Source organism: Neisseria dumasiana (assembly GCF_022870885.1).
GTDB lineage: Bacteria > Pseudomonadota > Gammaproteobacteria > Burkholderiales > Neisseriaceae > Neisseria > Neisseria dumasiana.
Window position 1 is genome coordinate 2,168,177 of record NZ_CP091509.1, and the last position, 21,141, is coordinate 2,189,317.

General features: G+C 51.3%; 22 protein-coding genes and 1 riboswitch. Of the genes, 7 read left to right on the plus strand and 15 right to left on the minus strand.

Annotated elements, in window-relative coordinates; genetic code table 11:
* Positions 1-28: 28 nt before the first annotated feature.
* On the plus strand, positions 29-484 hold the full coding sequence (locus tag LVJ88_RS10140; protein ID WP_085417825.1) for a ClpXP protease specificity-enhancing factor: 456 nt from the start codon (positions 29-31) through the stop codon (positions 482-484).
* Positions 485-616: 132 nt separating this feature from the next.
* Here the strand turns inward: LVJ88_RS10140 and LVJ88_RS10145 are convergent, their stop codons facing one another.
* Positions 617-1,459, minus strand: a complete 843-nt coding sequence (locus LVJ88_RS10145; RefSeq protein ID WP_054599665.1) for a class II glutamine amidotransferase — start codon at positions 1,457-1,459, stop codon at positions 617-619.
* 247 nt (positions 1,460-1,706) lie between these two features.
* On the opposite strand from LVJ88_RS10145, the gene obgE reads away from it, so the two are divergent.
* Positions 1,707-2,858, plus strand: coding sequence for a GTPase ObgE (gene obgE, locus LVJ88_RS10150; RefSeq protein WP_085417826.1), 1,152 nt, complete (start codon positions 1,707-1,709; stop codon positions 2,856-2,858).
* A 131-nt stretch (positions 2,859-2,989) separates the two neighbouring features.
* On the opposite strand, the gene LVJ88_RS10155 is transcribed toward obgE, so the two are convergent.
* The 9 genes from LVJ88_RS10155 to LVJ88_RS10195 form a co-directional block, all read right to left on the minus strand.
* Entirely contained in the window at positions 2,990-4,549 is a 1,560-nt protein-coding gene (locus LVJ88_RS10155) for a TerC family protein (RefSeq protein WP_054599663.1), read from the minus strand.
* A 249-nt stretch (positions 4,550-4,798) separates the two neighbouring features.
* Positions 4,799-5,851: a tRNA preQ1(34) S-adenosylmethionine ribosyltransferase-isomerase QueA gene (gene queA / locus LVJ88_RS10160; RefSeq protein WP_085417827.1), complete on the minus strand. Its 1,053-nt coding sequence runs from the start codon at positions 5,849-5,851 to the stop codon at positions 4,799-4,801.
* Positions 5,852-6,083: 232 nt separating this feature from the next.
* A complete protein-coding gene (locus LVJ88_RS10165) occupies positions 6,084-7,760 on the minus strand; it encodes a formate--tetrahydrofolate ligase (protein ID WP_085417828.1) in 1,677 nt (558 codons plus the stop codon).
* Between the two features lie 309 nt (positions 7,761-8,069).
* Positions 8,070-8,366, minus strand: a complete 297-nt coding sequence (locus tag LVJ88_RS10170) for a helix-turn-helix domain-containing protein (RefSeq protein WP_054599660.1) — start codon at positions 8,364-8,366, stop codon at positions 8,070-8,072.
* A 259-nt stretch (positions 8,367-8,625) separates the two neighbouring features.
* A complete protein-coding gene (gene map / locus LVJ88_RS10175) occupies positions 8,626-9,402 on the minus strand; it encodes a type I methionyl aminopeptidase (RefSeq protein WP_085355885.1) in 777 nt (258 codons plus the stop codon).
* Between the two features lie 98 nt (positions 9,403-9,500).
* Positions 9,501-10,118 (minus strand): hypothetical protein, encoded by a 618-nt coding sequence (locus LVJ88_RS10180; RefSeq protein WP_085417829.1) that lies wholly within the window; start codon positions 10,116-10,118, stop codon positions 9,501-9,503.
* Positions 10,119-10,221: 103 nt separating this feature from the next.
* The gene (locus tag LVJ88_RS10185; RefSeq protein ID WP_054599657.1) at positions 10,222-10,827 is read right to left on the minus strand and encodes a BON domain-containing protein; all 606 of its coding nucleotides are present in this window, start codon (positions 10,825-10,827) and stop codon (positions 10,222-10,224) included.
* Between the two features lie 91 nt (positions 10,828-10,918).
* Positions 10,919-11,512, minus strand: coding sequence for a phosphoheptose isomerase (locus LVJ88_RS10190; protein WP_085355882.1), 594 nt, complete (start codon positions 11,510-11,512; stop codon positions 10,919-10,921).
* 5 nt (positions 11,513-11,517) lie between these two features.
* Positions 11,518-11,865 carry a YraN family protein gene (locus LVJ88_RS10195; protein WP_054599655.1) on the minus strand — a complete coding sequence of 116 codons (348 nt, stop codon included), beginning with the start codon at positions 11,863-11,865 and terminating at the stop codon, positions 11,518-11,520.
* A 51-nt stretch (positions 11,866-11,916) separates the two neighbouring features.
* On the opposite strand from LVJ88_RS10195, the gene rsmI reads away from it, so the two are divergent.
* Positions 11,917-12,786, plus strand: a complete 870-nt coding sequence (rsmI, locus tag LVJ88_RS10200) for a 16S rRNA (cytidine(1402)-2'-O)-methyltransferase (protein ID WP_085417842.1) — start codon at positions 11,917-11,919, stop codon at positions 12,784-12,786.
* A 61-nt stretch (positions 12,787-12,847) separates the two neighbouring features.
* Here rsmI and LVJ88_RS10205 read toward each other — a convergent pair whose 3' ends face one another.
* Both LVJ88_RS10205 and LVJ88_RS10210 read right to left on the minus strand, forming a co-directional pair.
* Positions 12,848-14,254 carry an efflux transporter outer membrane subunit gene (locus LVJ88_RS10205; RefSeq protein ID WP_085417830.1) on the minus strand — a complete coding sequence of 469 codons (1,407 nt, stop codon included), beginning with the start codon at positions 14,252-14,254 and terminating at the stop codon, positions 12,848-12,850.
* Between the two features lie 54 nt (positions 14,255-14,308).
* On the minus strand, positions 14,309-14,800 hold the full coding sequence (locus tag LVJ88_RS10210; protein WP_054599653.1) for a MarR family winged helix-turn-helix transcriptional regulator: 492 nt from the start codon (positions 14,798-14,800) through the stop codon (positions 14,309-14,311).
* 802 nt (positions 14,801-15,602) lie between these two features.
* Positions 15,603-15,647: riboswitch (PreQ1 riboswitch) on the plus strand.
* Between the two features lie 3 nt (positions 15,648-15,650).
* Between LVJ88_RS10210 and queF the strand changes: the two genes are divergently transcribed.
* Positions 15,651-16,127: a preQ(1) synthase gene (queF, locus tag LVJ88_RS10215; protein ID WP_054599652.1), complete on the plus strand. Its 477-nt coding sequence runs from the start codon at positions 15,651-15,653 to the stop codon at positions 16,125-16,127.
* 121 nt (positions 16,128-16,248) lie between these two features.
* Positions 16,249-16,929, plus strand: a complete 681-nt coding sequence (locus tag LVJ88_RS10220) for a 7-cyano-7-deazaguanine/7-aminomethyl-7-deazaguanine transporter (RefSeq protein ID WP_054599651.1) — start codon at positions 16,249-16,251, stop codon at positions 16,927-16,929.
* Between the two features lie 171 nt (positions 16,930-17,100).
* Here the strand turns inward: LVJ88_RS10220 and LVJ88_RS10225 are convergent, their stop codons facing one another.
* Complete coding sequence (locus tag LVJ88_RS10225) at positions 17,101-18,027, minus strand: LysR family transcriptional regulator (RefSeq protein ID WP_085357471.1); 927 nt, start codon at positions 18,025-18,027, stop codon at positions 17,101-17,103.
* A gap of 144 nt (positions 18,028-18,171) precedes the next feature.
* Between LVJ88_RS10225 and LVJ88_RS10230 the strand changes: the two genes are divergently transcribed.
* Together LVJ88_RS10230 and ubiG are read left to right on the plus strand one after the other, a co-directional pair.
* Positions 18,172-18,630 carry a GIY-YIG nuclease family protein gene (locus LVJ88_RS10230; RefSeq protein WP_342346018.1) on the plus strand — a complete coding sequence of 153 codons (459 nt, stop codon included), beginning with the start codon at positions 18,172-18,174 and terminating at the stop codon, positions 18,628-18,630.
* A gap of 44 nt (positions 18,631-18,674) precedes the next feature.
* Positions 18,675-19,394, plus strand: coding sequence for a bifunctional 2-polyprenyl-6-hydroxyphenol methylase/3-demethylubiquinol 3-O-methyltransferase UbiG (gene ubiG, locus LVJ88_RS10235; RefSeq protein ID WP_085417831.1), 720 nt, complete (start codon positions 18,675-18,677; stop codon positions 19,392-19,394).
* Between the two features lie 113 nt (positions 19,395-19,507).
* On the opposite strand, the gene LVJ88_RS10240 is transcribed toward ubiG, so the two are convergent.
* Positions 19,508-19,753, minus strand: coding sequence for a GlsB/YeaQ/YmgE family stress response membrane protein (locus tag LVJ88_RS10240; RefSeq protein ID WP_085357469.1), 246 nt, complete (start codon positions 19,751-19,753; stop codon positions 19,508-19,510).
* 554 nt (positions 19,754-20,307) lie between these two features.
* Positions 20,308-21,138, minus strand: a complete 831-nt coding sequence (locus tag LVJ88_RS10245; protein WP_085417832.1) for an OmpA family protein — start codon at positions 21,136-21,138, stop codon at positions 20,308-20,310.
* Positions 21,139-21,141 lie beyond the last annotated feature (3 nt).

Genomic DNA, 21,141 nt, shown 5'->3' on the forward strand with positions numbered 1-21,141 from the left:
ACATATCCGCTTTCGCAAAGGAAACCCGATGACCACCAGCACCAAACCCTATCTGCTCCGCGCACTGTACGAATGGTGCCTCGACAACAACCAAACGCCGCACATTGTGGCATGGGTAAACGAACACACGCGCGTGCCCATGCAGTATGTGCGTGAAAACGAAATCGTGTTGAACATCGGCACTACCGCCAGCCATAATCTGACGATAGACAACGATTGGGTGCATTTTTCCGCGCGCTTTGCCGGTGTTTCCCACGAAATTTGGATTCCCGTCGGCCACATCATCAGCATTTTCTCGCGCGAAAGCGGAGAAGGCATGGGGTTTGAGGTCGAACCCTACCAAACCGAAAGCGAGAAAAAGGGGCAAGACCCGCTGCACCTGTTGGAAAAAGAGATCGAACGCAGCCGTGCGGAATCTTCCGACGATCACACGCCCAACGACGACGGCAACAAACCGAAAAAAGGCTTGAAGCTGGTGAAATAAAACCTGCCGTTCCCAAAGCGTTTGTTATCGCCATCAAAACCATGAGGCCGTCTGAAAAATGCCTTTCAGACGGCCTCATGGTTTTGATCTCATCTCTCTAAAAGTCTGCTCAAACTAAACACTTAACTCCGGCTAAACACTCACTCCGGCTGCACGCGCAATCGCCAAACCCTCGTCCACACTCATATATACCGGATGTTCGGGGCGGCTGCGGCGCACAATGTCGCCTTCGCAAAACATCACCAACTCATCCACCGCCAACTGCGACCACGTTTCGTTGCCGGTTAACGGCAGCGTGGCGATAACGGCCACTTTGTCGTTAGGCGTGGTAACTGCGGCAAAATCCACTTTAACATCATCATCAAGCAGATGCGCTTCGCCAAACGGTGCTTTGCGCACAATATAATGCAAGAGCGTGCTGGCATGAACAAACAGGCAATCGCCATTGGACATCATAAAATTAAACAAGCCGTAACGGCGGATTTCAGCCGTTAACTCGGCCACCGCGGCAAACAGAGTATCCGCATCCGGCTTGCGGTCGAAACGGCTGCGCAACTGCTCGAGAATATAACAAAACGCACGTTCCGAATCGGTGTTGCCTACCGCCTGATAAAACGCTCCGGCAGGCGGAAAATAATTTTTCAGATGGCCGTTGTGTGCAAACAGCCAATATTCGCCCCACATCTCGCGCATAAACGGATGCGTGTTCGCCAGCGAAGTCTGCCCCTGCGTGGCTTTACGGATGTGTGCAATCACATTTTCCGACTTAATCTGATAAGCACGAATCAAATCGGCCACCGGCGAATGCGCGCTCGGTTTGTCGTCGTGAAACAGGCGCACCCCTTTTCCTTCAAAAAAACCGATGCCGAAACCGTCGGCATGATGGTCGGTCAAACCGCCGCGGCGGCGGAAGCCCTCAAACGAAAACACAATATCGGTGGGCGTGTTGCAATTCATGCCGAGAAGCTGGCACATAATATTTTTTGCCTTTGATGTTCAGAGAAGCCGTATTGTGCGCGAAATCCGCCGTTTTTAAAAGCCCGGCGGCACACACAAACAGGCCGCAACCGCCGCATTGGCAACGTTTTGATTTTAATCTGCGCGGGCTATTGACACATCCTTTATAATATCAATCCATTAAATATTTTTTCAGACGGCCCGAAGCCTTTCTTTAACGGGGCAAATATTCAAAGGCCGTCTGAAACCATACTCAGAGAACACCATGAAATTTATAGATGAAGCAAAAATCGAAGTAGTTGCCGGCAAAGGCGGTAACGGAGCCGTCAGCTTCCGCCGCGAAAAATTCGTACCGCGCGGCGGCCCCGACGGCGGCGACGGCGGCAAAGGCGGCAGCGTATTTGCCGTGGCCGACGAAAACGTCAACACCCTTGTCGAATACCGTTTCGTCAAACGCTACCAAGCCAAAAACGGCGAAAAAGGCCACGGTTCCGACCGCTACGGCAAAGGCGCGGACGATATCGAACTGCACATGCCCGTCGGCACGCTGATCCGCGACATCGACACCGACGAAATCATCGCCGACCTCACCCACCACGGTCAAAAAGTATGCCTCGCCCGCGGCGGCAAAGGCGGATTGGGCAACATCCATTTCAAATCATCGGTCAACCGCGCCCCCAAACAAGCCACCCCGGGCGAAGAAGGCGAAGCCCGCAGCCTGCAACTCGAGCTGAAAGTATTGGCCGACGTGGGCTTGCTCGGCATGCCGAACGCCGGCAAATCCACCCTGATTTCCGCCGTTTCCGCCGCCCGCCCCAAAATCGCCAACTACCCGTTTACCACCCTGCACCCGAACTTGGGCGTGGTGCGCATGGACGAAAACAACAGCTTCGTCATGGCCGACATTCCCGGCCTGATCGAAGGTGCCGCCGAAGGTGCGGGCTTGGGACACCGCTTCCTGAAACACCTTTCCCGCACCGGCCTGCTGCTGCATGTGGTGGACCTGGCACCGTTCGACGAAAGCGTCAACCCCGCCGAAGAAGCCTTGGCGATTGTGGAAGAACTGCGTAAATACGACGAAGAACTCTACGACAAACCGCGCTGGCTGGTGCTGAACAAACTCGATATGTTGAGCGAAGAAGAAGCCGAAGAGCGCGCCGCCGAATTTTTAAAACAAATCGGCTGGAACCACCCCGCCCCCGACGACCGCTTTGGCTTCGACATGACCACCCCGCGTCTGTTTAAAATCAGCGCATTGTCCCGCCAAGGCACGCAGGATTTGGTTTACCAGATCAACACCTACCTGAACGAGAAAAAACGCTTGGCAGCCGAAGCCGAAGAAGCGGCGAAACAAAACCAAGCGGTTGAAACTGCGGCAGAACAACAAACCGATACTTCGGTATTTAAAGCCGAATAAATTAAAACGAGGCCGTCTGAAATGTTCAGACGGCCTCGTTTTATCTTCTTCATCAACCTAAAGATATATACAGCTTACTTCATAACACAATCGCAGCGGCGGATTGCACCGGCAAGTTGAAACCCTGCCAATCAAACCTCTTCCGGCAACCGGGTAATCTTCACACGCTCGATGCGTTGCCCTTCTTTTTCCGTTACTTCAAAACGCCAGCCGTGGAAGTCGGCATAATCGCCGACGTCGGGAATGCTTTGCAACTCTTCCATGATTAAGCCGGCAACGGTGTGGAAGTCGGCATCTTCTTCTTGCGGTGGTAGGCCGAGCTGTGGGGCAAGCTCCACATATTCGAGCGAGCCGTCAACCGTAAGGCTTTTATCGGTATTTTCCTGCAAGGCCGGTTCTTCTTCGCGTTGGAATTCTTCGGGAAACTCGCCGGCGATGGTTTCGAGCAGGTCTTTCATGGTAACCATGCCCAATACGGCGCCGAACTCGTCCACCACCAAGGCGTAATCGGCACTTTTCTTGCGGAACAGCTCGATAGCGGTGAGCGCGGATGTGCTGTCGGGCAGAATCAGCGGCTGTTTTAAGGCCGTCTGAATATTCATTTCACCCTCGTCGAGCAGCTGGGCGAGCAGGTCTTTTTTATTGATATAACCCAACGGCTCGTCCACGCCCGCTTTGCCGACCACCAGCAAACGGCTGTACGGGGTGCTTTGCAGCTGGGCGTGCTGCTCTTCTTTACTTTGCGAAATATCCAAGCGTTCGATGTCGCGGCGGGGAATCATCACGCCGAGAATGGGGCGTTCCGCCAGCGTGAGCACGCTGCGTATCATCGACTTTTCGTTCTCTTCAAAATGCGAATCGTCTTCGCCTTTGTTGCGCGACTGAGCCAACACGGTTTCACGGATACCCATCATGCCCAACACATTATCGGCCGTGCGTTTGCGCCACGAGCTGCTGATGTAGTCGTTTTTGCGGGCGTTGCGCTGCGATATCTGATTGAACACTTCGATCAGAATCGAGAAGCCGATGGCTGCATAGAGATAGCCTTTGGGGATTTGGAAGTGGAAGGCTTCGGCAATCAGGCTGAAACCGATCATCAGCAGGAAGCCCAAACACAGCATCACCACGGTCGGATGTTTGGCCACAAACTCGGTAAGCGGCTTACTGGCCATAATCATGATGGTCATCGCCACCACAACCGCCGCCATGGCCACAACGATATGGTCGACCATCGCCACGGCGGTAATCACGGCGTCAATCGAAAACACGGCATCCAGCACCAAAATCTGCATCACCACACCCCAAAACGGCGAGTGTTTTTTATGGGTGTCGGCAATGGCAAACTGATTGTGGCCTTCAATGCGTTCGTGCAATTCGGTGGTGGCTTTATACAGCAGGAACAAACCGCCGACGAGCATAATGATGTCTTTGCCCGACACGCTCATGCCGCTGATATGGAACAGCGGTTTCGTCAGCGTGATGATGTGCGCCATAAAGCCCAACATCACCAAACGCATCAATACGGCCAGCACCAAGCCGGTAATCCGTGCCTTATCGCGCAGGGCAGGTTTGACCTTATTGGCCAAAATAGCCACAAAAACCAGATTGTCGATGCCGAGCACGACTTCGAGAATCAGAAGCGTTGCAAAGCCCAACCACGTTTGCGGTTCGGCTAACCAACTGAAATCCATAATGTGTTTTTCCTCGTTTCAAACATACAAACAGGCAGCCCTGACCAAATCAGGCTGCCTGAATAATGTGCATACACGAAGGGCGTGGGGTCGTACTGCTCTGCTCCGCGTCTTTCATAATCAAGTGTATGCCTCAAGTTAAATGGAATCAGCAGTTTATCATTTTCATGCAGATAAGGCAAAGCAGGCCGTCTGAAAGGTTCAGACGGCCTGCTTTGGATAGGGAAACCGGCGGCGTTGCGCCACCATTCAATCTTGAGCTTCACGCTGCGATGAATCTGCACGCCCGAGTATCATCGCATCGCCGTAGCTGAAAAAGCGGTATTGTTGCCCGACGGCATGACGGTAAATACTGCGGATATGTTCTGTGCCGGAAAATGCGCTGACCAACATCAGCAAAGTCGATTTGGGCAGATGGAAATTGGTAATCAAACGGTCGACCACACGGAACCGGTAGCCCGGCGTGATAAAAATATCGGTATCGCCCGTGCCGGCTTTCAGACGGCCTGTTTCCCGCGCCGCCGATTCGAGCGCGCGCATGGAAGTGGTTCCCACCGCCCATATTTTGCTGCCGCGCTGCCGTGCCGCTCCAATCGCCGCCACGGTTTCAGACGGCACGTCAAACCATTCGCTGTGCATGGTGTGCTCGGCAATGTTTTCCACCCGCACGGGCTGGAACGTACCCGCGCCCACATGCAGCGTCACTTCCGCAGTATGCACGCCTTTGGTGCGGATGGCTTCAAGCAGGCCGTCGGTGAAATGCAAACCGGCCGTCGGCGCGGCTACCGCTCCCTGATGTTTGGCGTAAACCGTTTGATAGCGGGCATCGTCGTCATCATCGGCAGCCCGTTCGATGTAAGGCGGCAACGGCAGCTTGCCCACATGTTCTAAAATGTCGTACACGTTGCGGCTGTCTTCAAAACGCAAGCGGAACAATTCCCCCGCCCGCTCTTCCATCACGGCGCGGATGCCGCCTTCAAAAACCAACTCCGTGCCGGGTTTCGGCGATTTGGACGACCGCACATGTGCCAAAGCAGTGTGTTCATCTAAAACGCGCTCGATCAAGGCTTCGATTTTTCCGCCGCTGGCTTTGGTGCCGAACAGACGCGCTTTCATCACTTTGGTATTGTTAAACACCAGCACATCGCCCGCTTCGAGATAATCGGGCAAAGCGGAAAAAACCGCGTCGGCCACGGGCCGGTCGGGCAGCGCAACCAAAAGGCGGCTGCCGCCACGCTCAACCGGCGGATGCTGGGCGATAAGTGCTTCCGGCAGCTCGAAATCAAAATCGGAAATATGCATAAAGTTCGATCAATCGCTTAAAAATAAGGGCGCTATTATATAGCGAAGCAAGCGGATAAGCCTACGCACTTCCCTTAGAAAGCCGTCGGATTCAGACGGCATCGCGTCTGCCACACTCTTGCATAACATGTTTTTCTTATGGGTTGAAATAAAGATCAAACCGTCGGCTGATCATGCAAACAGGCCGTCTGAAAATTATTTTTCAGACGGCCTTAGATACCAAAACTCAATATCAGAACAACCCGTGAATCACGCCGTTTTCATCCACATCAATCTTCTCGGCGGCGGGCACTTTCGGCAGGCCGGGCATTTTCATCATGTTGCCGCACAGGGCAACGATAAAGCCTGCGCCGGCCGACACGGTGATGCCGCGCACGGTGATGCGGAAGCCTTCGGGTTTACCCAAAAGTTTGGCGTTGTCGCTTAAAGAATATTGGGTTTTCGCCATACACACGGGCAGTTTGTCCAAGCCCAATTTTTCCAACGAGGCGATTTCGGCAAGGGCTTCGCTGCTGAAATCGACATCGGCCGCACCGTAAATTTTTTGGGCGATGGTGCGGATTTTGTCTTGCACGCCCAAATCGGTGTCGTAGGCAAACCTGAAATTATTAGGCTGGGTTTCGATGGCATTCACCACCTTTTGAGCCAAGTCGGCACCGCCGGCGCCGCCTTTGCCCCACACTTCGGTTAACGATACTTCAACGCCTTCTTTGGCACAGGCCGTCTGAATCATATCGAGTTCGGCATCGGTATCGGAAACAAAGCGGTTCAGCGCAACCACCACCGGCAAACCGAACACGTTTTTCAGGTTGCTGATGTGTTTGAGCAGGTTCGGCAGGCCTTTCTCGAGCGCGTTCAGGTTTTCTTCGCCTAAATTGGCACGTTCCACGCCGCCGTTATATTTAAGCGCACGCACGGTGGCCACCACTACTGCCGCATCGGGTTTGATTCCGGCCAGGCGGCATTTGATGTCGCAGAATTTTTCCGCGCCCAAATCCGCACCGAAACCGGCTTCGGTAACGGCGTAATCGCCCAGATGACGCGCCAAACGGGTGGCAATCACGGAGTTGCAGCCGTGGGCGATGTTGGCAAACGGGCCGCCGTGTACGAAAGCCGGTGTGCCGTCGATGGTTTGCACCAGATTGGGCTTAACCGCATCTTTCAACAAGGCCGCCATTGCACCGTTGGCTTTCAAATCCCGTGCGTAAACGGGGCTGCCGTCTTTGGTGTAAGCCACGAGAATATTGCCCAAGCGTTCTTTCAAGTCGGCCAAATCTTTGGCCAAGCAGAACACAGCCATCACTTCGGAGGCAACGGTGATGTCAAAACCGTCGGGGCGCATCACGCCGTCGGTAGGCTTGCCCATGCCGTCGATGATGTTGCGCAACTGGCGGTCGTTCATATCGACCACGCGCCGCCACAGCACGCGTTTGGGGTCGATATTGAGTTCGTTGCCTTGATAAATGTGGTTATCGAGCATGGCGGCCAGCAGGTTGTTGGCCGCACCGATGGCATGGAAATCGCCGGTAAAGTGCAGGTTAATGTCTTCCATCGGCAACACTTGCGCATATCCGCCGCCTGCCGCACCGCCTTTCACACCGAACACAGGGCCGAGCGAAGGTTCGCGCAGGGCAATAACGGCCTGCTTGCCGATGTAGTTTAAAGCATCGGCCAAACCGATGGTTACGGTGGTTTTGCCTTCGCCCGCGGGTGTGGGGTTGATGGCCGTTACCAAAATCAGACGGCCTTGTTTTTTCGGCAAGGCAAATACGTCGGCCGGATTGATTTTGGCTTTGTATTTGCCGTAAGGGTCGTATTGGTCGGCATTCAGGCCGAGTTTGGCGGCAATCTCGCCTATCGGTCGTATTGCGGCAGCTTGGGCGATTTCGGCATCGGTTTTATAGCTCATAACGGATTCCTGTAACGGGTTGGTAACGGCGCCATTATATAGTTAATCAACTTAAGTTTAATAACAAAACCGTTACACTCGGGCTTGCTCAAGTATCGCGAAACGGTTTCTAATCAAGTGGTTTGATATACAAATAAAATTTTTCTCTGCAATCATGTAAACACGGGCTGATATATCATTCCCCTACGATTTTGTTACCAAACTCAAGTTGATTGACCATAACGGAACAAGCAAGGGCTTTATCAGCATTTCAGACGGCCAAAAGAAAGCTGCCCGTTATGGTTTAACGGGCAGCCGTTCGGTCTCGACTCATTTGTTTTTCGCTTCGGCTTTGGCTTCTTTTTTCAAAGAGGCATACAAATCCGGCTGGCGGCTTTTCAGCAGTGAGGCAATGGCGAGATCGTCACGGTTTACTTTTGCCAAATCGATTTTTTCGATATGCACCAAACGCAGCAGTTCGCGTACAGGCTTAGGCATGTTGCGACCTGATTCGTAGCGTGAACCACCTGATTGGGTTACACCGATACGGCTCCAAAAATCCATTTGGTTTAAACCGAGTTTTTTGCGGATATCGCGGATATTTTCGATTTTCTCGAACGACTTCATGAAATTCCCTTCTTAATTTAAAGCTCAATCTGGCAACTCACTTATCCCGTCATAATACCCAGCGTGAGAATATTATATTCAGATAAGTATAAACGCTTAGACAGCGATTTCAGGATAAGTTTAATTTAATTTTTCATCAAGCGGTCAAAAAAAACGATAAACGTTATACCCAACTTTCTAAATACTTTAAAAACAACAAGTTATTTTTTAAAGTAATCATTCTAAATTAAAATAATTTACAAAAAAAAACGTAACGAAATCAAGGTTTACCTGTTTGGGGGCTGATAGTGAGGATTTCGTAGCCGGTTTCGGTTACCAAAACCTCATGTTCCCATTGCGCGGAGAGCGAACGGTCTTTGGTTACCACCGTCCATCCGTCGGCCAAAATACGCAAATGGCGTTTACCCTGATTAATCATCGGTTCAATGGTAAAAATCATACCCGGCTTCAGCACCGGCCCTTGGCCTTTTTTACCGTAGTGAAGCACTTGCGGCTCTTCGTGAAAGCCCCGTCCGATGCCGTGACCGCAAAATTCCTGCACAACCGAATAACCTGCATTTTCCGCCACTTGCTGGCACGCATAGCCGATATCGCCCAAAGTGGCTCCGGGCTTCACGGCTTCGATACCGGCCATCATGCTGGCATGGGTTACATCAATCAAACGCTGCGCCTGCGGGCTGATTTGCCCAACCGCAAACATACGGCTGGAATCACCGTGGAAGCCGTCTTTTTTGATGGTAACGTCGATATTGACAATATCGCCGTTTTTCAAAGGCTTATCATCAGGAATGCCGTGGCAGATAACGTGATTGACGGATGTGCAGCACGATTTCGGATAAGGTGGGTTGCCGTAGTTCAGCGGCGCGGGATAACCGCCTTGCACATTGATATGGTAGTCGTGAATCAGTTTGTCGAGCTCGGCGGTGGTAACGCCGGGTTTGACAAATTGGCCGATATAATCCAATGCTTCGGCGGCCAAGCGGCCAAGCTCGCGCATTTTTTCGATTTCTTCGGCTGTTTTGATGATAATCGCCATCGGCTTTCCTTTTTCTGTGTTTTTCAATTCAGACGGCCTTTCGGAAAACGCTCGAAAGGCCGTCTGAAAAATATCATGAGTTATTTTACACGGTTTGCTTAAAACAAATTGTCGGTAACAACGGCTTTGGGTGGCTCACGAGGCGGCTCTTTCGCTACTGCGGGCTGTTCCGCAACGGGCTGTTTGGGCGGCGCAGCGGGTGCATCTTCTGCGCTCTTGGCAGCCGTTACGGAAGTATCGGGGGCTTTAACCGTTGGAAGCGGAGACGGCTCTGCTGCCTGAGCCGTAGCGGGGGGTTCGGCTTCAACCGCTTTTTTCTGCGGTGCTTTTTTACGCTGTGCGCGCTGCGTTGTGGTTTTTTGGGGTTTTTCTGCCGCTACCGGACTGCTTGCCGCCGCTGCTTCGACCGGTGCATCAGGGTCAGATGCTTGGGCAATTGCTTCAATATTCTGTTCTTGCTCCTGCATTTGAACAGGTTGAGCGGGCCGGGCGGAAACCGCCGGGGCAGAGGCACCGCGCGGTGCCCATACTTCCACAGCTCCGCCTGCTGCCGATGCTGCTGCGCGGTTATGTGTATCGGTATGTACGGAAGTTTGCATCAATCCGATCACGGCTCCGCAAACCGCGCCCACCGCCACGGCAAACAGGCCGATGAGCAGATGCTTGGATTTCAAGCCGCCTTTTTTGCTGTGGGGGGTGGTTTTTTGCTTACTCATTGGATTCTCTTGGGTACTTCATAAACAGGCCGTCTGAACCGTTCAGACGGCCTCAAAATAAGATTAAGTGCCGTAAAAAAGGCTTTTACGGCACGCTAGCTTATCATTTATTGTAAGTTTGATAAAGAGTTACCACTTTTCTTACGCCTACTGTGGTGCTTACCCGCTGGGTAACGGCTTCCTGTTCGGCAGGTGTGAGAATGCCCATCACATAGGTTACACCGTCGTAAGTAACGATTTTCACCCGACTGGGAATCACACCTTGAATGCCAAGCAGTGTGGCACGCACTTTTGATGTGCTCCATGTATCGTCTGAAATCGCACCCAAGGTTCTGGGCTGAGAGGATACGCTGATGTGGTTATACACTTGCTGTGCAGAAGGTTCGGCACGCGCAACCTGTTCCACAAACCCTTTTTCCTCTTCGGTGGCAACATGGCCTAAGAGCAAAATGTGCCGGTTGTAGCTGACTACCGAGAGCTTGGGATGGAAGCCGGGCGTTTTGTTGCTGTCGCGCAGATACGTCATTGCGGTGTTTTTAATGCGCACTTCCATCACATTATCGTCGGTTTGCGTGCCGACGGTACGGCGGTCGACTGCTGCTGCGCCGCCTACGGCCGCACCGCCCAATACGGCACCGACACAACCGCTCAACAGGGTTGCGGCAACCGAAAAGGTAATCAGGGTTTTTGCGTATCTTTTGATACTCATCGGTAAGCATCCTTTCTTTATGGATTTCAGACGGCCTGCCGATCACCAACATAACTGTCGTCTGAAAATTTGAACATCAGGCATTTAAGGCTTACATGCCGTCCAATAATGTGCTGTCGATACAGTCGCACAAAGCATGAATCAGCAAAATATGGATTTCCTGAATCCGTGCGGTGCGCTGGTGGGGCACGTTGAGCAGAATATCGCTGTCTTTCAACATGCCCGCTATCTTGCCGCCGTCTCTTCCGGTAAAGGCAATCACATGCATATCGCGTTCGTGCGCGGCTTTGATGGCTTCAATCACATTGGCAGAATTGCCCGATGTGGAAATACCGATGAGAATGTCTCCCGCTCGGCCGAGGGCGCGTACCTGTTTGCTGAACACATGGTCGAAACCGTAATCGTTGCCGATGGCGGTTAAGGCGGATGTGTCGGTAGTCAGTGCCACTGCAGCCAACTCCATGCGTTCTTTCTCGAAGCGGCCGGTCATTTCAGCGGCAAAATGTTGGGCATCGGCAGCCGAGCCGCCGTTGCCGCAAGCTAAAATTTTGCCGTCATTCATCAAACATTGCAGCATCAACTCGGCTGCTTGGGCAGTCGGTTCGCTCAAAACATCTGCCGCCTGCTGTTTGGCTTCGATACTTTGGATAAAATGTGCGGCAACGCGTTGTTGTAAAACAGTCATGCGATTTAACCTGTAATGTTATGTATCCACTGCGGTTCATCATTGCCTTCAATCAAAACCGCATCCAAGCGGCATGACGCATGGCTCAGACCGTGTTGCTGCAAATAATGTTCCGCACTTTTTTGCAATTTCAAAAGTTTGGCCGGAGTGATGCTGTATGCCGCACCGCCAAAACTTTTTCCTGCGCGGTATTTTACTTCAACAAACAGAATCATGTTACCGTTTTTGACTATCAAATCAATTTCGCCGAACGGGCAATGCCAGTTACGGGCAATCGGCCGGCAACCCTGTTTTTTCAAAAAACGCAGGGCGGCATCTTCACCCCTTGCCCCTTGTTTATGGGTTAAGCGCATATCGTGTATCCCCGTTATAATGCCAGTCTTTTCAGACGGCCGTTTATTATGATGATGCAAAAACACTATCAAAAAGCCTGCGACAGTATTTCAGCCGGAACATTATACGTTGTGGCTACGCCCATCGGCAATTTGGCCGACATCACGCTGCGCGCGCTTGCTGTATTGCAGCGCGCCGATGTTGTTTGTGCGGAAGATACGCGCGTAACCGCACAATTACTCAGCGCCTACGGCATACAGTCGAAACTCCTGAGCGTGCGCGAGCACAACGAACAACATATGGCGGGCAAAGTGATTGAAGCACTTTCAGACGGCCTGATTGTTGCGCAGGTATCCGATGCGGGAACTCCCGCAGTTTGCGACCCCGGCGCCAAGCTGGTTGAGCGGGTACGCGAAGCAGGCTTTAAAGTTGCACCGGTTTTGGGTGCAAGTGCCGTTATGGGTGCATTGAGCGTGGCAGGCGTTGTGGAGCCAAACTTTTATTTTCACGGTTTTTTACCTTCTAAAACAGGCGAACGCCGCAAACTGCTGGCCTCGTGGTCTGATGTTGAATACGCCGTGGTGATGTTTGAAACCCCGCACCGCATCGCCGCCACATTGGAAGACATGGCAACCCTGTTCCCCAACCGCAAAGTGATGCTGGCACGGGAAATTTCAAAAACTTTCGAAACCTTCTTGAGTGGAACCGTACTCGATATTCAGACGGCCGTTCAAGAAGATACCAACCAAAGCCGCGGCGAAATGGTTATCGTGCTGCACCCGGATATAAAAGAAAAGCAAACCGAACTCTCGGAACACGCCCAAAATGTGATGAAAATTTTGGCCGCCGAACTCCCCACCAAACAGGCTTCGGATTTAGCCGCCAAAATCACCGGAGAAAGCAAAAAAGCATTATATGATTTGGCATTAACTTGGAAGTAAATGCTTATACTTTTTCAGACGGCCTCACTACCGGGCCGTCTGAAAAAAGTTTGAGAGATATTTATTGTGACTTTAGGCCGAATCCGCCGCCAAGCTGAGCATGTACATTGCTCCAAGCCGTCAGCCATTCCGCCTGATGCTGCGCCAACTGCATTTTCAGGCGCAAAGTTTCGTCCTGCTTGGCCAGATGGGCAAGCCCGTTCTCCAAACCCGCCTGCACCCTTCGCGCAGCCGCCGATTCCGCTTTCACCGAAATCTCAACCATACGCTGCTGCACAGCACCCTGCTTGCTCAGATTTTGATAGTCAGCCACCGCATCCGCAGCAGAGCGCATCGCATTCAAAACCGTTTGATCATATACGGCAACCTGCTCGTTAAATTGGGCATGGCGTCCGGCCAATTTGGATTGCAACGCACCCGAAGTAAACAACGGCAGATTGAGTGCCGGCACCACACCGAGCATTCCCGAACTCTTGCCCTTAACCACATTAAACGCATCAATGTGCGCCAAACCCGCAAGCAGCTTCAATTCAATATTCGGATAGAACTCCGCCTTGGCTTCGCGAATGTCTTCACCCCGTGCTTCCAACAACGCACGTTGCGCCGCAATATCGGGACGCCTGCCTAATAAATCAGCCTTAATCTGACTCACCGCCAACACCGGAACCAACGGCGCAGAAGAAGGTGTCCATCCGTCCAAAGCATTTGGCGACCTGCCGACAGACACGGCCAAACTGTGCCGGATACTGCTGATGTGTTTTTCCAACCCCAACAGTTCCAATTGCAGCCGGTGTTTGCTTAATTCGGTTTGATAAGCTGCCGACGGCGGCAGGATTTTTGCCTTCACGCGGCTGTTGATCAATTTTTCGGAAGACTCAGCAACCTGCATGCGGCTTTGGATGAGATTTTTCTGAGTTTCCAACGACTGCCACACAAAATATTGGGCGGCTACGGCATGAGCGATTTCCAACCGCATTTGAGCCGCTTCGTAACCTACCGCCTGACGCCTGCCTAAAGCCGAACGGATACGCGCCTGATTTTTACCCCAAAAATCAAATGCCCAACTGCCTTGCAAAGCAGTATTGGCAACCAATAAAGTACGATCGGTATCCACATGGCCGGAAGAAGGCTTAGGAGCAACATAAGCACCAATACCTTGCGCGGTTACCCCCAGTTGAAACCGATCGGCGGCCTGCCGCACACCCAACTCTGCCTGAGCCTGTGCAAAACGGGCTTTAACCGCTTTAAGGCGCGGAGAATGTTCGATGGCCAGAGAAATCAAAGTATTCAACTTGGGGTCGCGAAGCTGGGACCACCATGCATCGCGCACCTCTGCGGTTGAATTTCCCTGTGATAATGAATACGCCGTTGGTTGTTCCAACGGCGCTTGTTTACCCAACGGCGCACAGGCGGTTATCACCGATAATCCCAACAAGGATAAACTGCGCGCAATAATTTTCAAATTCATGTCATGTCCGCTGTGGCTGCCACTGCACAACCATCAGGGCAAGCTGCCAAACTGCTAACCCAGTTTGGTCAACAGCTTACCTAAGAGATGTTGCAGCTGGGCATAGTCTTCATTGGTAAAGTCTTCCCAAGCTTCGCCGCTTCTGCTGGAAATTTGCGGCCAAATCTTTTGAATAAACGCCTCACCTTCCGCGGTTAATTTTAACACGATTTGGCGGCGGTCCTGTTGATTAATATGGCGCTCCACCCAACCGCGTTCTACCATTTCATCTGAAAGCCGGGTTGCGCTGGTACGGGTCAGATCCATCAGATCGCTCAGGCGCGAAGGCAGAATTTCACTGTTCGGGCTGACATAAACCGCCATCATGGCAAACCACAGGTTTTCATTGATACCGAACTCTTTCAGACTGTCGTTCAGATGGCTGCTCAAACGCTCGGTTACTACGCGCAACAAACGGCCGGACTGGGTTTGTTGTTCGGAAAATTCTGGCAGACGCCCCGACAATAAACGTAAGGCATTAACCAATTCGGCTTGTGAAAAACTCATTTACATTCTCTTCTTCGGTGATGTTATTCAAGCAGCAACATATTTTAGAAGTTATATGAAGCCAATTTCTTTCAAAATACGGCAAAAGTTATATTCTTCGCTGAAATTTTCAATACGTCTTGCATTGAGATATTTTTATTTTAATCCAGCTGTATATAATTTCTTAAAAAATTGACAATCGGTATAACCATTCAACAAACGGATTGCATTTGGCATAAAAATAAACAGAAAAACCATTCGAACGAACAGCCGATTCATCTTTCACAAACCATGAAACTCCGAATTATTCGGCCATTATCGAACAAAAAAAGCAAACTGTTTGAAATAAAATGGATTAAGTGCCCTGTTTTTGGCAATTGAGCGATTAGAGTGAGGCATCTATGCAATAGTTCGCAAAAAAACATATCTTTACGCATAATGCATGGATGCACGGTTCTGTAAAAGATTTTCTCAAAATGAAAACCGCTCCCATCTCGAAAATCCGAACAATCATTCAAAACAAATCATTTAAAAAACTTTACCCTTTGCAATTATTTACTTTCCATGCAATCTAAGGCGAGACCATCTTCCCGCTCTTCATCCCATGGCCAATCCGTCTATCTGCGCTCTTGAACATCTTGTCATCCAAGCCGTTTGCCTGAACCGCCCCTATTTATTTTCACGCCCTTCAAAATAAAACATACAATTCTGATTTAATGTATTAAAATTCGCCTCCCGAGTGTAGGGTGTGCCGTTAAGAGGGCTTATGCTTATATAGTCAATCAACACATTTTTAATACAAGGCAGCAAGCCGCACATCCTGATATCTGTGGTTCGAAAACCTCCCACATAAAAAAACTAAGGAATATTCATGACCAGAAATACAGACGAATTGCACGGCATCACTTTGCTGGGCAATCAAAACGTATCCTACAAAACCGAATACGCTCCCGAAGTGTTGGAAGCATTCGACAACAAACACCCCGGCAACGACTATTTTGTTAAATTCGTTTGCCCCGAATTTACCAGCCTGTGCCCCATGACCGGGCAACCTGATTTTGCCACCATCTATATCCGCTATATTCCGGATATCAAAATGGTTGAAAGCAAATCGCTCAAACTTTACCTGTTCAGCTTCCGCAATCACGGTGATTTTCATGAAGACTGTGTGAATATCATCATGAAAGACCTGATCGCTTTGATGCAGCCGAAATATATTGAAGTCTTCGGCGAGTTCACACCTAGAGGCGGTATCGCCATTCATCCGTTTGCCAACTACGGCAAGCCCGATACCGAATTCGAGCAGCTGGCCAAACAACGCTTGTTTGCACACGATTCCGCTCTGTAAGATTCCCCAACCTGTTTTTGCTATCGACAAGCAACGCTTCTGTAACAGGCCTGAGATTATGCCTAAGGCCGTCTGAAGGCCATACGCTTGTTGTGTATAGCATTAATGAAAGAATTGATTTATGTACCGCTTTAGTTCTGCGCAATTGCAGAAAGCCCTGATTTGGCTTTCGCTGTTTCACATAACCATTATTGCCGCCAGCAATTATCTGGTTCAGTTCCCCTTTGAGATCTTCGGATTTCACACCACTTGGGGTGCGTTCACATTTCCGTTTATCTTTTTAGCCACCGACTTGACCGTTAGGATTTTCGGGCGACATCTCGCCAGAAAAATCATCTTTTGGGTGATGCTTCCCGCACTGGCTTTATCTTATCTGCTGTCGGTGCTGTTTCAAGACGGAACGTGGACCGGCTGGAACGCTTTAACCGCATTCAACGGCTTTGTCGGCCGCATCGCATTAGCCAGTTTTGCCGCTTATGTGCTCGGGCAGCTGATGGATATATTCGTATTCAACAAACTGCGCAAAATGAAATCTTGGTGGATTGCGCCAACCGCTTCGACCTTTTTAGGCAATGCGCTGGATACGCTGGTATTTTTCAGCATTGCTTTTTATGCAAGCAGTGATACCTTTATGGCAGCCAACTGGCCTGAAATTGCTTTTGTGGATTATTTATTCAAACTGGCCATCTGCACCCTATTCTTTTTACCCGCTTACGGCGTACTCCTAAACATATTGACCAAAAAACTCACCGCTTTAAAAGAAGATCCGGTTTCCCATGCCTTGGCATCACAAGAAATATAAACAGCTGTAAATAGAGAAAGGCCGTCTGAAAACATTCAGACGGCCTGAGAAACGGGGAGAACGCTGAAAATGCTTGCAGGCTTTTCACTCCGCCATAGTCAATCGTTCTCTTTGAGCCAAGGCGCTGCAACGCCGCACTAAAAGTTAAGTGGATTGACTATACACGCTGCTTTACATTTCCAGCACACTCAATCCCGGCAGATCGGCAAAGCTGCGGTCCCGCACGATTTGGCAGAAATTGTCCAAATACGTTTTGCCCGTATCTTCCGCCCGCATGGCGGCATAGAGTTCGCTTTGCAGGCCGTCTGAAGTAATCTGGCGCGAAATCACATAACCTTTTTCCAAATACGGCATCACCGTCCAATACGGCAGCGCGGCAATGCCGCGGCGGCTGGCGACCAATTGGATAATGGCGATGGTCAGCTCGCTGTGGCGGCGCGGCGGGTTGATGCCTTTGGGCAGCAGGATTTTACGCAGCAAATCCAGCATATCGTCGGGAACGGGATAGGTAATCAGCGTTTCGTCGGCAAAATCTTCCGCTTCCCACACTGCTTTGGCTGCCAGCGGGTGGTCTTTGGCACAAATGCCGACCATACCGTAAGCAAATAAAGGTTGGTATGCAATGCCCTGTTGCGGAGCCGCTTCCGAAACAATCGCCAAGTCGGCGCGGTGTTGCAGCAGCAGCCCCACGGGATCGGCCTGAAAGCCCGACACAATATCCAGTTCCACCTGCGGCCACAGCGGGCGGAACTCGCCCATGGCCGGCATCAGCCAATCGAAACAGGTATGGCACTCGACCGCCAGCCTCAATTCACCCGCTTCGCCTTCGATAATCTGCGCCATGTCACGCTCGGCCGCCGCCACTTGGGGCAATAAATCATGTGCCAGCTGCAACAGCCGCTCGCCGGCAGGCGTAAAACGCAACGGTGCGGATTTACGCTCAAACAAAGGGGTGTCGTAATAATTTTCCAGCGCACGGATTTGGTGCGACAAAGCCGATTGCGTCAGAAATACGCGCTTGGCGGCCAGTGAAACGCTGCCGGTTTCTTCAAGCGCCAGCAGGGTTTTCAGATGGCGCAGTTCGATAATGGAATCCATGTGTTCAGACGGCCCGATAAAGGTTGGTTGAGCCGCGCATATTAAAATAATTCATAATCAAGCGCAAACTGATTAATAAACATTTGTGCCGACGCATTGCGGTACAATAACCGTTTTCTTTACCACCGCCAAAGGCCGACACCTTTGCCCCCTGATTGGATGCAGTTCGCGGCGCAGCAGCATATTGGGTGCAGGCATATTCGCCCGAATAAGTATGCAGACGAACAACGCGAAAGCGCGCCGCAGATGGGGTTTGGCCGAGGTCTCAGGCCGTCTGAAACCCTTATGCTTGCCACAGAACAACTTGCCGCTTTCGCCCTGCCCGCCCCCGAAGCCGGAGGCTCTTGGAGCGTATATCTGATATGGTGCGACAACCAATCGCTCTATTGCGGCATCACCAACCGGCCCGAAGCCCGTTTCGCCGCGCATCTTGCAGGCAAAGGCGCACGTTACACCCGCATCCGCAAACCCTTATCGATGCGGCTGGTATATGAAAACCTTTCCCGTCCGCATGCACTGAGCGCCGAAATCCGCATCAAACAACTCACCGCCGCACAAAAACGGCAACTGTGGCAGCTGCTCCCCGATTTTCAGACGGCCTGAGTTTGGTATAAAATCCCGCCCACATTCCTACGGAACCCTTAAAGATGACGACTGCCGACACCCCGCATAACGTCGATCACGGCGAAATCGACAAATTCAGCCAGCTTGCCCACAAATGGTGGGACAAAACCGGCGAGTTCAAACCCCTGCACGACATCAATCCCCTGCGTTTGGGCTACATCGACCTGCACGGCAACATAGCAGGCAAAACGGTACTCGACGTCGGTTGCGGCGGCGGCATCCTTACCGAGAGCATGGCGAAGCTCGGCGCAAGCCACGCGACCGGTATCGATATGGCCGAAAAATCATTGAAAGTGGCTGAACTGCATGCCGCCGAACAAGGTGTGGAAAATATTGCCTACCGTTGCGTGCGCGTAGAAGATTTGGCCGCCGAACGCCCGAACAGCTTCGATATCGTTACCTGCATGGAAATGATGGAGCATGTTCCCGACCCCGCCGCCATCGTCAAAGCCTGTGCCAAGCTGGTCAAACCGGAGGGCAAAGTGTTTTTTTCCACCATCAACCGCAACCCTAAATCGTATCTGCACGCCATTATCGGTGCCGAATATATTCTCAATCTCGTCCCCCGCGGCACGCACAACTGGGATAAGTTCATCACCCCCGCCGAACTGGCGCGCATGTGCCGCGATGCCGGCTTGAACGTGATCGACAGCAAAGGCATGGGTTACAACCCGCTCACCAAAGTTTACGCCTTGAACAACGACACCGGCGTAAACTATATGATTGCCTGTACCGCGGCATAACAACACGCAACTATAAAAAACCTTTTCAGACGGCATCAAGCAGGCTGAAAATATAAAAAGCAGGCTGCACACCACAGCCTGCTTTATCATGTTCGTCAAAAATAATGGTTTGATTATTTCTTAATCACACGGGTGTAAATCGCCAGAATAATCACAGCGAAAATGGTGGAGGCAATCCAACCCGCAGGCTCGCCCACTTGATACCATCCGGCCTGCTGACCGATAAAACCGGCCAAAAGCGAACCGCCGATACCCAGCAATGTGGTCATGATGAAGCCCAAATTGTCTCTACCGGGATGCAGAAACTTAGCCAACACACCCACAATAAAACCTACAATAATGGTTACAATCCAACCCATAATATTTCCTCTCGTTTTTCATTAAGCTACATTTTAGATATTCGACCATGCCTGCACGAATCCGATACCGAACCCTATTCCGAGTGCACACATCATCACGCCGGTCATGATACACAGCGATGCCGCCCAAACCGCCCTGCCTTGCATTTCTTTTCAAAAAAAGAAGAAACTTTGAACTTAAACCCGTATTCAGAACCCTGTTTACAACAAAACCGCTCTGATTTCGGGAACTGCCGGCATTCCGACCGCATCGGTGCAGCGATAATGCAGCAGGTTGGTATATCAGCCTCAACGAAAACATATCGTCAATCTACTTCATCTTAATATAAGGCAACAAGCCGCAGACGGCATGAGCAATACGGAGCCGATTCTGTGCCGCTTCAGCGGCTTACACCATCTTTCTCTTTGAGCTGAGGCGCAGCAACGACGTAGTAAGTTAAGTTGATTGATTCTGGAAATTTTCCATTCACCATAAAAAAGCCCTTTACCCCGCGGCAGAAATCCTGTGTTCGGAGTTCGACCGCGCCGGATAAAGGGCGTGCTTGCTTATATTTTTATGACGCAAATGTGCCTTCTACTTCGATTTCTACACGGCGGTTGGGTTGCAGACAGCTGATCAATGCTTCCTGACCGCCGTTGTCGGCACACTGTTTCACCGGTTCGGTTTCGCCTGCTCCGTAAGCATGCACGGCCTTTGCGGCTATACCGCTGTTAATCAGGTATTGGCGCACGGTTTCGGCACGCCGTGCAGATAAGGCCAAGTTATATGAGTCGGAACCCAAATAATCGGTGTGGCCGACCACCCGCACGGTGCGCAGATCCACTTTTTTCAGTTTCCCGACCAGTTTGTCCAATTGCCCGCGGCCTTCGGCCTGTATATCTTCCAAACCGCTTTTGTCGAAAGCAAATAAAGCATCTGCCGACAAGGTATAGCGCGCGGGCTTACCCTTGCCGCTGCCTTGCGGCGGGCAAACGGCATGTTCGGGATCAACCGCTTTCCAATGGAAACTGCGGGCATATTTTTGGGCATCGTAAAGAATCTTGAACTGGCAAGTGCTCACATTATCGGTGCCTTGGCCGGGTGTGTGGAAGTGGAATACATAGTCCCATTCGCGCACGCCGAACATGCCTTCGTTGAAATGCGGTCTGCCCAGCAGTTTGTAGAACTGGTCTTTGGTCATGCCGGGCTTGATTTGTGCCAGCTCGTCGGCAGTCGGAAACGTGCCTTTATTGTGTTTGAACGAGGGCGATACTTTCTCCACTGCCGGGAAAACGGGGTTATCGGTTGTGCCGTCGCGTTTTACATGGCTTTTGCTTGCACACGCAGACAAAGCGGCTGCCATCATCAGGCTTGCGCCTACTTGAAACATGGTTTTTACTTTCATTTC

Bases quoted from the DNA above. Each gene is read 5' to 3' on its own strand.
- queF (WP_054599652.1), top strand. From the start codon at position 15,651: ATGACCAGAAATACAGACGAATTGCACGGCATCACTTTGCTGGGCAAT.
- LVJ88_RS10170 (WP_054599660.1), bottom strand. From the start codon at position 8,366: ATGAAGTCGTTCGAGAAAATCGAAAATATCCGCGATATCCGCAAAAAA.
- LVJ88_RS10220 (WP_054599651.1), top strand. From the start codon at position 16,249: ATGTACCGCTTTAGTTCTGCGCAATTGCAGAAAGCCCTGATTTGGCTT.
- queA (WP_085417827.1), bottom strand. From the start codon at position 5,851: ATGCATATTTCCGATTTTGATTTCGAGCTGCCGGAAGCACTTATCGCC.
- rsmI (WP_085417842.1), top strand. From the start codon at position 11,917: ATGATGCAAAAACACTATCAAAAAGCCTGCGACAGTATTTCAGCCGGA.
- map (WP_085355885.1), bottom strand. From the start codon at position 9,402: ATGGCGATTATCATCAAAACAGCCGAAGAAATCGAAAAAATGCGCGAG.
- LVJ88_RS10240 (WP_085357469.1), bottom strand. From the start codon at position 19,753: ATGGGTTGGATTGTAACCATTATTGTAGGTTTTATTGTGGGTGTGTTG.
- LVJ88_RS10225 (WP_085357471.1), bottom strand. From the start codon at position 18,027: ATGGATTCCATTATCGAACTGCGCCATCTGAAAACCCTGCTGGCGCTT.
- LVJ88_RS10140 (WP_085417825.1), top strand. From the start codon at position 29: ATGACCACCAGCACCAAACCCTATCTGCTCCGCGCACTGTACGAATGG.
- LVJ88_RS10165 (WP_085417828.1), bottom strand. From the start codon at position 7,760: ATGAGCTATAAAACCGATGCCGAAATCGCCCAAGCTGCCGCAATACGA.
- LVJ88_RS10180 (WP_085417829.1), bottom strand. From the start codon at position 10,118: ATGAGTAAGCAAAAAACCACCCCCCACAGCAAAAAAGGCGGCTTGAAA.
- LVJ88_RS10195 (WP_054599655.1), bottom strand. From the start codon at position 11,865: ATGCGCTTAACCCATAAACAAGGGGCAAGGGGTGAAGATGCCGCCCTG.
- ubiG (WP_085417831.1), top strand. From the start codon at position 18,675: ATGACGACTGCCGACACCCCGCATAACGTCGATCACGGCGAAATCGAC.
- LVJ88_RS10245 (WP_085417832.1), bottom strand. From the start codon at position 21,138: ATGAAAGTAAAAACCATGTTTCAAGTAGGCGCAAGCCTGATGATGGCA.
- obgE (WP_085417826.1), top strand. From the start codon at position 1,707: ATGAAATTTATAGATGAAGCAAAAATCGAAGTAGTTGCCGGCAAAGGC.
- LVJ88_RS10210 (WP_054599653.1), bottom strand. From the start codon at position 14,800: ATGAGTTTTTCACAAGCCGAATTGGTTAATGCCTTACGTTTATTGTCG.
- LVJ88_RS10145 (WP_054599665.1), bottom strand. From the start codon at position 1,459: ATGTGCCAGCTTCTCGGCATGAATTGCAACACGCCCACCGATATTGTG.
- LVJ88_RS10155 (WP_054599663.1), bottom strand. From the start codon at position 4,549: ATGGATTTCAGTTGGTTAGCCGAACCGCAAACGTGGTTGGGCTTTGCA.
- LVJ88_RS10190 (WP_085355882.1), bottom strand. From the start codon at position 11,512: ATGACTGTTTTACAACAACGCGTTGCCGCACATTTTATCCAAAGTATC.
- LVJ88_RS10205 (WP_085417830.1), bottom strand. From the start codon at position 14,254: ATGAATTTGAAAATTATTGCGCGCAGTTTATCCTTGTTGGGATTATCG.
- LVJ88_RS10185 (WP_054599657.1), bottom strand. From the start codon at position 10,827: ATGAGTATCAAAAGATACGCAAAAACCCTGATTACCTTTTCGGTTGCC.